The sequence below is a fragment of the Flavobacterium branchiophilum NBRC 15030 = ATCC 35035 genome (genome assembly GCF_002217205.1).
Taxonomy (GTDB): Bacteria; Bacteroidota; Bacteroidia; order Flavobacteriales; family Flavobacteriaceae; genus Flavobacterium; species Flavobacterium branchiophilum.
The window spans coordinates 1-10,920 of record NZ_MUGT01000003.1; the positions used below are offsets into that span (position 1 = coordinate 1).

7 protein-coding genes are annotated in these 10,920 nt (G+C 30.0%); 6 read left to right on the forward strand and 1 reads right to left on the reverse strand.

Features of this window, described 5'->3' with window-relative positions; translation table 11 throughout:
• Window positions 1-751: 751 nt before the first annotated feature.
• Window positions 752-1,087, reverse strand: coding sequence for a single-stranded DNA-binding protein (locus B0A58_RS00260; protein WP_089079386.1), 336 nt, complete (start codon window positions 1,085-1,087; stop codon window positions 752-754).
• Between the two features lie 241 nt (window positions 1,088-1,328).
• Here B0A58_RS00260 and B0A58_RS00265 point away from each other — a divergent pair, with 241 nt between their 5' ends.
• The 6 genes from B0A58_RS00265 to B0A58_RS00300 all read left to right on the forward strand — a co-directional run.
• Entirely contained in the window at window positions 1,329-1,682 is a 354-nt protein-coding gene (locus B0A58_RS00265) for a DUF2116 family Zn-ribbon domain-containing protein (RefSeq protein WP_089079387.1), read from the forward strand.
• Between the two features lie 72 nt (window positions 1,683-1,754).
• The gene (locus B0A58_RS00270) at window positions 1,755-4,148 is read left to right on the forward strand and encodes a M28 family peptidase (RefSeq protein WP_089079388.1); all 2,394 of its coding nucleotides are present in this window, start codon (window positions 1,755-1,757) and stop codon (window positions 4,146-4,148) included.
• Between the two features lie 584 nt (window positions 4,149-4,732).
• The gene (locus tag B0A58_RS00285; protein WP_089079390.1) at window positions 4,733-5,404 is read left to right on the forward strand and encodes a type II restriction-modification system restriction endonuclease; all 672 of its coding nucleotides are present in this window, start codon (window positions 4,733-4,735) and stop codon (window positions 5,402-5,404) included.
• A 42-nt stretch (window positions 5,405-5,446) separates the two neighbouring features.
• Complete coding sequence (locus B0A58_RS00290) at window positions 5,447-7,219, forward strand: hypothetical protein (protein ID WP_089079391.1); 1,773 nt, start codon at window positions 5,447-5,449, stop codon at window positions 7,217-7,219.
• 845 nt (window positions 7,220-8,064) lie between these two features.
• Complete coding sequence (locus tag B0A58_RS00295; protein ID WP_089079392.1) at window positions 8,065-8,385, forward strand: hypothetical protein; 321 nt, start codon at window positions 8,065-8,067, stop codon at window positions 8,383-8,385.
• Window positions 8,386-8,452: 67 nt separating this feature from the next.
• The coding region (locus tag B0A58_RS00300) for a hypothetical protein (RefSeq protein WP_133063037.1) at window positions 8,453-10,920 on the forward strand (2,468 nt) is incomplete at its 3' end.

Consider the following 10,920-nt stretch of genomic DNA (forward strand, 5'->3'; position numbering starts at 1 on the left):
ATAAGTATTAAGTATTAAGGGTTAAGTATTAAGGGTTAAGTATGAAGTATTAAGTATGGAGTATTAAGTATTAAGTATTAAGTATGAAGGGTTAAGTATGAAGTATGAAGTATGAAGGGTTAGATATGAAGCGTTAAGAATGAAATGGCTAGTTTATTAGTGTTGTTTCAATAAATTATAAGTTAGTTTCAAGGTTTTTATAATGATGGATTCGTTCTTTTTTCTGGGGGGTTCATTTCATGACAAGGATAAGTAGATGACATACTTTGGCTATAAGTAGTGAAGTTTTAAATATTGCATTTGAGGTTGAAAACAACATTTTATGAAGAATGTTGTTTTCGACCTTTTTTTTTGCATGAGGGATAGAGCAAGGCACCATGTGCTCGTGATAGCCCGACGACAAAAAAAGGAAGCCCCGAATCAACAGTTTGGCTGATTGGGGGCTTTCTTTTTTTTGGCGGCATGCCCAAATNNTTTTTTTGGCGGCATGCCCAAATAATTGCAATAAACAGAAAAGGTAGCAGGATTTTGACTAAATTATAGGTACATCTTTGTTCATTTTTTTGTAAGGCCATAAAACTGAAAAGAGCTGGTATTTAAGTATATTAATTTATAATTGTATTTTAAAATAGATAAATTTATTGATGAATCAAAAACTACTGTATTAATAAAGCTATCTTCAAACACTTGATGGGTTTGGTTAAAATTTTAATATTTAATCTACCAATCTCTTTTCAGGATTAATTTAGCATTATTTTGAGCCTAATAACAGTATTTCTTGAACGATAATCTCTGTTATATATTTTTTTTCTCCATTTTTATCGTCATAGCTTCTAGTGGTTAATTTGCCTTCGATGGCAATTTCCTTCCCTTTTTTGACAAATTGCTCGATCGTTTCTGCAATTTTGCCCCAAGCTACCACTCGATGCCACTCGGTGTTTGTTTTTCGTTCTCCTTTTTCGTTGATGAAAGTTTCGTTGGTTGCAATTGTTAGATTGGCTAACTTTTTTCCACCATCAAATGATTTGATTTCTGGGTCGTTTCCTACGTTTCCAATAAGTTGTACTCTGTTTCTTAAGTTGTTCATGGCTTTAAATTTTAATGTTGTTGTTATGTATTATTTTTAAACTGTCAATAAAAAGATTTGTTGTTGATTGACGGTGCAAAAATGCTACTGTTTTTGGAGATAATATGGTTAATAAGTATTTATTTTCGGTTGTAAATAATTGTAACCGTTTGTAATTGGAAATAAATTCATATATTTGACTGATTTATAGAATTTTAATCAAAAAATTATTTTTATTAATAAAATTATATATATTTGAAAAATGAATAAACAATGTCCAGAATGTGGTGAAAAAATAATTGGCCGAGAAGATAAAAAGTTTTGTAGTGATAGTTGTAGGAATGCTTTTAATAATAAAATTAATAAGGATACCACAAATTATATGCGAAATATTAATAATAAATTACGTAAAAATTACAGAATTTTAGTAGAATCAAACCCAGAGGGTAAAACGAAAATTGGCAAATCAAAATTGCTCAACTTGGGATTTGACTTTGACTATTTTACCAATATATTGAACACCAAAACAGGAAATAGCTATCGATTTGTATATGATCAGGGATATTTGATACTAGAAAACGATTATATCATGCTTGTTAAAAAAGATATTCATTAAAAGATTTAAAATTATACAAAAGATATTAATAAGTTATTAGTTAAAATAACTAAATAATTATAAAAAAAATACATGAGAAAATTACAAACGGTTTTTATATCTATAGTTGGTATATTCCTTATTTTAGGGTGGATTTATTTTACAATGCTCCCTTCTATCACATCAAAAAACGAAGCACTTTCAGAGTTTTCGACAACGAGAGCCTTGAAACACATAGAACAAATAGCTGAAAAACCACATTATGTGGGTTCTGAAAATCATGATGAAGTAGCAAACTATATATATACAGAGTTGCAAAAATTAGGTTTGAATCCAGCATTTGAAACGGGGTTTTCTCTTACTGAAAAAGGTACTTTAACACAAAGTAAGAATATTATTGCACAACTAAAAGGAACGACAAACCAAAAAGCCTTACTTTTATTAGCACATTATGATAGTGCCCCACATTCTTTTTCGCATGGAGCAAGTGATGATGCGTCGGGGGTGGCTACAATTTTAGAAGGTATAAGAGCATTTATACACAATCAAAAAAAACATACAAACGATATATACATACTAATTTCTGATGCGGAAGAATTGGGATTAAATGGTGCGGCATTATTTGTAGAAAAAAACCCATTGCTAAAAAAGGTAGGACTGGTGATTAATTTTGAGGCAAGAGGTACTTCTGGGCCAAGTTATATGCTGATGGAAGTAAATCAGGGTAATCAACAAATGGTAAAAGCCTTTACTGCATCCAATCCAAGTTATCCCGTTGCTAACTCCTTGATGTACAGCATTTATAAAATGTTGCCTAATGATACAGATTTGACGGTTTTTAGAGAACAAGGTGGGGTTCAGGGTTTTAATTTTGCCTTTATAGACGACCATTTTAATTACCACACCCAGCAAGATGATTTTTTTCATGTTAACGAAAAATCGATAACACACCAAGGCAGTTATTTGATGCCTTTGTTGAATCATTTTTCTAATGCCCCTTTAGAAAATTTAGCGGCAACTACAGACGATGTTTATTTTAACACTCCTTTTGCTTTTATTAGTTACCCTTTTGAATGGGTAAAACCAATGGCTATTGCTACAATGGCCTTTTTTATACTTATAATATTTCTGGGTTTGTCTAAAAGATTACTTTATTTAGATGAAATTATAAAAGGTTTTTTATTTTATTTTGTTTGCCTACTTACTTGTGGTTTGATTACCTATTTTGGTTGGAAATTCCTGTTGGAAATTTATTCTAATTATAAACAAATTCCGCAAGGATTTACTTATAATGGACATGATTATATGTTAAGTTTTATTTTGTTAAGTTTAAGTATATGCTTTTATGGTTACCATAAAAAATCTGTCGAAAAAAATTATATGAGTCTTTATATTGCTCCATTATTTATTTGGATTGTCATCAATTTAGGCATTGCATTTCAGTTGCAGGGAGCCGGCTTTTTAATCTTACCCGCCATTTCAGGAATTTTGATGCTTACTTATTTTGTTTTTACTCAGCGTACCAATCGATTTTTTAATATACTAGTAAGCATTCCTACCTTAATTATATTAGCTCCATTTGTATATATGTTTCCTGTTGGACTAGGACTTAAAATGTTGTATGTCAGTGTAATACTTGTGGTTTTTATATTTGGATTGATGTTGCCTATTTTTCATAACACAAAACATAAGGGTATATTGTCTGGTATATTGTTGGTGTTTTCGATCGTGTTTGGTATTCAGGCACATGTTAATGCAGATTTTGCTTATGGCATTGCAAAACCCAATAGTTTGTTATACATATTTGATGCGGATCATAATAAAGCATATTATACTACTTATGACCAAAATTTAGATGACTGGACACAAAAATATTTAGGCAAAAACCCAAAAATAGCTACAGAATTCAATCATTTACCTTTGTATAGTAAATATAATTCTGATTTTACGTATATTAAAGAAGCTACAAAAATAAATCTAAGCAAACCTAGCATAGCGTTTGTACAAGATAGTATCGTTGGCAAAAACAGGTTCTTAAAAATAAGAATTACTCCTAATAGATTGGTTAATAGATACGATATTTTTGCAAACGAAGAATTGGAATTTCATCACTTAATGGCCAATGGGGTTCTATTGAATGGCACAACGAAGGGTATTTATCCAAGACATGGAAAAAAAATCATTTCTTATTATGTTGTACATCAAATTCCGCTAGAGCTACAATTTAGTATCCAAGCCTCAAAAGTTTTGGATATGGATTTAATGGAAAGTTCGTTTGATTTGATGCAAAATAAAGACTTACATATCGATAAAAGACCTACCAACTCTATGCCTTTGCCCTTTGTACTTAATGATGCAGTGGTAATTAAACAAAAAATCAGCCAAAATATTGGTTATACAAAACCCGATCCAATACAAAAAAATCAATATAAAAAGAAAAAAATAGCTATTGATAGTACGAAAACAACTACTCCAACAACACCATAAATTATTTTAAATAAATAGATTTATAGATGGTTATAAAATTACTTTATAATGTTCAACAGTTGGAAAAGGTTCGTAATAATGGTGTAACAATTGTTTCCAATGTTGGTATGCATCAGAATTTCTAAATCCAATGGTGTGGTCTTCAAGTTGGTTCCATTCAACAAGTAATATATACTGACATTCTTTTTCTAAACATTTTAATAAAGTATGTTTGATTTAACCATTGATGCTGCTTATATATTGTCCTGCTGTGTTAAAATCATGTTCAAATTGAACTTCTTGTCCGTATTTGACATGTAGTTGAGCTACTTCTAGTATCATATTTTTTTAATTAATTTGTTAAATATTAAGTTTTATAATATTATTGATTGAGATTTATTTGAATTTGATGCTAAAAATAGTATAAATTTTTGATTATTTTTCCTGTAATTTTTTATTATCTTCAAATTGATTACTTTTTTTTCTATTTTTGAAAAATATTTTGTGGTGGTTTTTTCAATATAAATGCTACAAACGTCTGAGAGCCTCACTTTATTTAAATAAAAAACATTCATAATAAAAAACAATATTTGTAAATTTGCAATATGAAACAAAATTTGACAATAGAGCATGTTATCATAGAGGCACAAGCATTTTGTATTGCTCAATCGAAGTTAAAAAACAAAGAGCTTTATGGTGTAACAGATGGAAAAGCTGTTGGAACTCATATTGAACACAAATTTCAACAACAACTTGCTGATAAATATGAACTAAAAATTGGTTCTTCTGCCAAAGGAATTGATTTACCTTCGGTAGATATTGACATAAAAGTTACTTCAATCAAACAACCTCAGTCTTCATGCCCTTTCAAAGATGCCAAACAAAAAATATTCGGGCTTGGTTATCATCTACTTGTTTTTGTTTATGATAAAGTTGATGATCCTAAAAGCAAAACAGCAAATCTGAATTTTGTAAGTTGTTCGTTAGTTTCAAAAGATAGAACTGCTGATTATACAACTACATTTAGACTTCGTGAAATGGTTAAGGACAAAGCCAATATCGAAGATATTATAGCTTATCTGAATGACAAAAACATTCCAGCGGATGAAATCACTTTGCAACAATTGGCAGAACAAATTCTAAAAAATCCACCAGAACAAGGTTATTTGACTATTTCAAATGCTCTTCAATGGCGATTACAATATCAAAGAATCGTAACACTTTCAGATAATATAACAGGAATAAACAAAATCATTGATAAAATGAAAGCTTTATGAGATACGAAGTAATCACGAATACAAATAAAGAAATAAAAGATAATGATTAAAGTATTTGATGCACATATTACTTTTCAAGTTTCAGAGTATTTGAACCATTTTCTGAAAAGCATTACCACTTTTGAAATCGCAAATCAAAAGATTAATGCTGCTTTTGGTATTCATGATTTTTTTGATTGTAATGAAGATTTAGAAATTTTAAAAGAAATTATTTCTATTTCTAACAACATTGTTTTGGAGCCTGACAGGGCTGAATATGGTGATTTTCAAACCAATGAAGATTTAGCCAAAAAGGTCACTTTATTTTTAGAAAGTAAAACGGTTCATCCTAAAATAATTGTCGAACCAACTTGTGGAAAGGGCAATTTTATTATAGCTTCGTTAGCCACTTTTTCAAATATAGATTATGTATTTGGAATTGAAATTTACAAACCTTATGTATGGGAAACGAAATTTAATATTATTGCATTTTATTTGAATAACCCAAAAGACACAAAACCTCAAATTTCCATTATTCATTCGGATGTTTTTGATTATGATTTTAAAATATTAGCCAAAAAATTTTCAGAAAAAGAACTGTTGATCATTGGAAATCCGCCTTGGGTTACTAATTCAAAATTAGGCAGTCTTAATTCTTCTAATTTACCAAAGAAATCCAACTTTAAAAATTATAGCGGATTGGATGCAATCACTGGCAAAGGAAATTTTGATATTGCTGAATTTATTACCATGAAAATGATAGATGTATTTCAAAACATTAATGGGCATTTACTTTTATTAGTTAAAAATTCAGTAATTAAAAATATTGTTTTTGATCAAGCAAAAAACAAGTATTTGATTTCAGAAATCGAGAAACATTGCATCGATAGCAAAAAAGAGTTTAATGTTTCTGTTGAAGCTTCTTTATTTTATTGCAAACTCAAATCAGTTTCTCAGAATTATTGTACTGAATACAATTTTTACAAAAATCAAAATCCAACAATTCAATTTGGGTGGTTGGAAGATAAGTTTGTATCAAACATTTATTCCTATCACCATACTAAAAAAATTGATGGAGTATGTCCATTTGTTTGGCGACAAGGCTTAAAACACGACTGTTCAAGCATCATGGAATTAGACAAAGTGAATGGACATTTTGTAAATGGTTTGAATGAGGAAATTAAATTAGAGGAGGGTTTAGTTTATGGCCTTTTAAAAAGTTCTGATTTAAAAAACACCGTGATTAATCAAACAAGAAAGTTTACCATTGTAACTCAAAAAAAAGTTGGGCAAGAAACAAAATATATAAAAAATGATTTCCCAAAAACTTTTCAATATTTGACTAGCCATCAAGACAGTTTTAGTGCCCGAAAGTCGAGTATTTACAATAACAAACCTGCATTTTCAATTTTTGGAATTGGCGACTATTCTTTCAAACCATACAAGGTTGCAATTTCAGGACTTTATAAAACTTTTCACTTTACATTAATTTTACCTCAAAATGAAAAGCCTGTAATGCTCGATGATACTTGTTATTTAATTGGTTTTGACAAAATTGAATATGCAGTTTACACCTTAATACTTCTAAATTCTGACGCAACTGTACAATTTTTGCAATCTGTAACTTTTGCTGACGCTAAAAGAACTTTTACAAAAGATGTTTTAATGCGAATAGATTTATTAGAATTGGCAATCACAATTGATAAAAATTATTTAGAAAAAGAAATTCAAAGACTAAATAAAATGTACACCTTCAGTTTAACACTTTCTTTATGGGAAAATTTCATAAAAGAAATGAAACCAATAAATAATGGACAAATGGCATTGTTTACATAGTCAGAAATTGTACAATTCAATTACCTATACAAAATGCCCTATTTGCCATCTGTGTATGAAAATCATGATGATTTATATAATACCAAATATACCTATAAAATAGTCCAATCTATTGGTTCTTTTTTGCTAAAATGAATCAAAAAAAATTGTTCCGTAGCCCAGCTATGCAACGATTTTTTTTGAAAATTTTTTCTAAAAAATAACCACGCATCTTTGGACTATTTTATAAATTTATTTGGTATAACTTAATAACAATGCTCACAAAAGTCGGGATATACGTTGCAAACTTTTTTTGATTACCACATCCCGAAACATATTCATTCCCCCATTGGAGGCTTCGAAAGGATTTCCACTACTAGCCTAAACACAAAACCCGAGTCCCAACAACCTCAACACCAAAACAAAATCTGTGTTTGCAAGCATCCGTAAAATCTGTGTCTCAAAAACCAGCTGCCAAATTTGAAAAATACATCATACAACAAATAATATCGCAAAATATATAGTCATTGATGTAAAATGCCATATAAAATACTGTTAAATACAATATAAAATACCGTTAAATACAATATAAAATATCGTTAAATACAATATAAAATATCGTTAAATACAATATAAAATATTGTTAAATGCCATATAAAATATTGTTAAATGCCATATAAAATATTGTTAAATGCCATATAAAATATCGTTAAATACAATATAAAATACCGTTAAATACAATATAAAATATCGTTAAATACAATATAAAATATCGTTAAATGCCATATAAAATATTGTTAAATGCCATATAAAATATTGTATAATCCACTATTTTATATACATTTGCATCTATAAACTAAAATAATATGATACACATAGGCAATTTATTAGTGGCTTATTTTGAACAAAAACGCACCAGACGAGCTGCTCTTGCTCGAAAAATGCAGGTACAATTGGCTACTGTCATGAGTTTTGAAAAAAAACAATCCCTACAAACCGCAAGGCTCTATGAACTTTGCACCCACTTGCAACACAACTTTTTTATGGACATAGCCCAAACCCTGCCCGCAACATTTACCACAAACAAAGACATTTTTGAAGAAAAAGACCAAGAAATAGCGAGACTCAAAAAAGAAGTTGAAAAACTAACTATTGAAAGAGATGTATTGCTGAAAATAAAAACATAAGAAAAATTCAATGGCAAAAAATCAAAAAAAGTTTTAACTTTGACAACTTCTTGAAAATATCAAAATAATGGCAAAAACACAAACATTCGACCAAGAACTTCGCAGCTTACAAAAATATATTGAAAGTAATGAAAACGAAGATGCAAAAAGACAACTCTTATATCCATTGTTTACAAAACTTTTTAAAGACAAGTTTTCCATTGAATCAGGAAAAAACACACATGGAGCAGACGGATATGTTGAAGGTCAAATAATTATAGAAGCTAAAACAAACTATACACAATGGCTTGATGGCTTTTATCAGGCACTTCATTATAAAAAGAAATTTGGCTTGTCTTATAATTCTATCATGGTAATTGCCCATGAATTTTGTGCCATTTGGAAAATAAAAAATCTCCCAGAATTTGCTGTTGTAATATCAAATACTGCCGATGCAAACATGGCACCAAGCACTATTGGAAAAGAAAATGCTCGAAAAACAGCAAAAACCAATATGCTTTTGATAAAAGAAGCAGCTCAATATTGGCTTGAGCCAAAAGATTTGAAAGGGGAATTATTTCAAGGTAAAAAAAGTTTGATTACAGAAACTTATGAAATTTTAAAAGCTTTAACTCATTTAGATTCGGAAAGAATTCAAGTAAATAAGCACAATTTTATTCATGCTATTGAACGAATGAAATTGTTTTTTGAAACGCCAATAGAGGCGGTTCATGCGTTTTATTCTATTATTCCCTATTGGGATATTACTTCGTCTGTTGCCGAAAACGAAATATCTGAAACCATTAGAATTATTGGCTTTTCAGGCAAAAAGTTTTCTGACGATATAAAAATTATACCTAAATATAAAAAAGAGTTTACAAAATTTATTGAAACGCAATATGTTTTTACCAATGAAGGTTCTGGTTTAACTGTTGATTATTATTTCTCAAGATTTGATGAAGTATTGGCAGTGATAGATCCAGAATATGTAAAACAACACGGCATCTTTTTTACAGACGACAACTTGAGTAAGTTTGCCCTTTGGTTTGCCAAAAATGAAGTATTTGAAAGCATACACGAAAATTATGTAGTTTTTGACCCTGCAGGTGGTTCGGGTAACTTAATTAGCAGTTATAAAGGTAAATTAAAGCACAAAATAATATCGGAACTGCAACCCGATTTATTGAAAATTATTGAAAAACGGATGAAAGCCGACCCATGGCATATTGAAACAGGATTTACCGTTGTTCCAAAAACTAGCACCAACCAAGGATTGAATTTTATTGAAAAAAATGGAACAGATTATTATCAAATTTTAGAAGATGCAGTATTGGATAGTACTAAAAAACCACTAGACAAACCTTTGGCTTTTTTATTAAATCCGCCGTATAAAAACACCGATGAAAATGTTGTTACTCGTGAAAAAAGTGATGCAGAATATGAAATAAATGCCGAAATACTTGCCTTAACTGGTGCCGATGCTGGTAAAGAACGCTATTTAGCTTTTCTTGGACAAATTTTAAACATTTGTAAAGCTCAAACACAAAAGCTACCAAAAGCAAAACCATTGGTCATGATTTTTACTCCGACTTCTTGGCTCATTCCTCGACCAACATACAAACCATTTAGAAAAACATGGGACGAGCATTTTACCTACTTAAATGGTTTTATTACTACAAGTAATGAGTTTTTTAAATTAAAAGGAAAATGGCCTTTAGCTTTTACTATATGGCAATATGAACCCAATGAAGAAAGAGAAAATAAAGTAAAAGTTTTAGATTTAACCCATGCCAAGAAAACCGATTTAGCATTTGATTGGTTGGATATTGATGAGGAATTGAATCCAGCGGTTGAAAGCTTTGTAAACCCATTCGATTTTGTAAACCTAGACAATTCTCGTGGTGATATCAGAAATATGTTGCCTGAATTGGAAAGAAAAGGTAAATTAGTTAGACAACCAAGATATGATTTTAGTCTTTCAATAAAAGAATATAATAAAGAAATTGTTAGCGGGTTTCCTTCAAAAAATAAAGACAGGCATTTTAAATTGTTACGAAAATGTGGTGAAAGTGATGGTTCTTTTATTGGTTTTATGGATGATAATACTCCAGTTAGGCTTAAACAAGATCAATCAAATAGAATGTCAAATGAACCAGATAGCGTTTGGTTTATGTTAATGTCTTCATTTAGTTCAATTAATTTGCAACAAATTCATTCGGGTGCAGCAAATAGTCGTTCTTATTGTGCTTATGATGTTGTATCAAGTCAAGCATTATTTAGTTGGTATGCAATAAGCAAATCCATTTTTGGAAGAAACCCGCTTTGGACAAATCAGTATGAAATTTGGCAACCCAATATTTCAGACCATTTAAAAGTAGATTGGTTTGCGTTGTGTTATGCTTTTGGCTTAGCTGAAAACCGTTGTGTGGTTACCAAGTTTGAAAAAGACAACCCTGTTGAGGGTGCACCAGAAGTTTGGGTAGATAACCCCATGAGTCCAAACAATCAAGAGAGTTTTTATAGAACTATTTTGCAAAAAGAAATCAAAAAATCTAC

What these genes read in the sequence shown, in the direction of transcription:
- B0A58_RS00260 (WP_089079386.1), bottom strand. Translation starts at nt 1,087, where the DNA reads ATGAACAACTTAAGAAACAGAGTACAACTTATTGGAAACGTAGGAAAC.
- B0A58_RS00265 (WP_089079387.1), top strand. Translation starts at nt 1,329, where the DNA reads ATGAATAAACAATGTCCAGAATGTGGTGAAAAAATAATTGGCCGAGAA.
- B0A58_RS00270 (WP_089079388.1), top strand. Translation starts at nt 1,755, where the DNA reads ATGAGAAAATTACAAACGGTTTTTATATCTATAGTTGGTATATTCCTT.
- B0A58_RS00285 (WP_089079390.1), top strand. Translation starts at nt 4,733, where the DNA reads ATGAAACAAAATTTGACAATAGAGCATGTTATCATAGAGGCACAAGCA.
- B0A58_RS00290 (WP_089079391.1), top strand. Translation starts at nt 5,447, where the DNA reads ATGATTAAAGTATTTGATGCACATATTACTTTTCAAGTTTCAGAGTAT.
- B0A58_RS00295 (WP_089079392.1), top strand. Translation starts at nt 8,065, where the DNA reads ATGATACACATAGGCAATTTATTAGTGGCTTATTTTGAACAAAAACGC.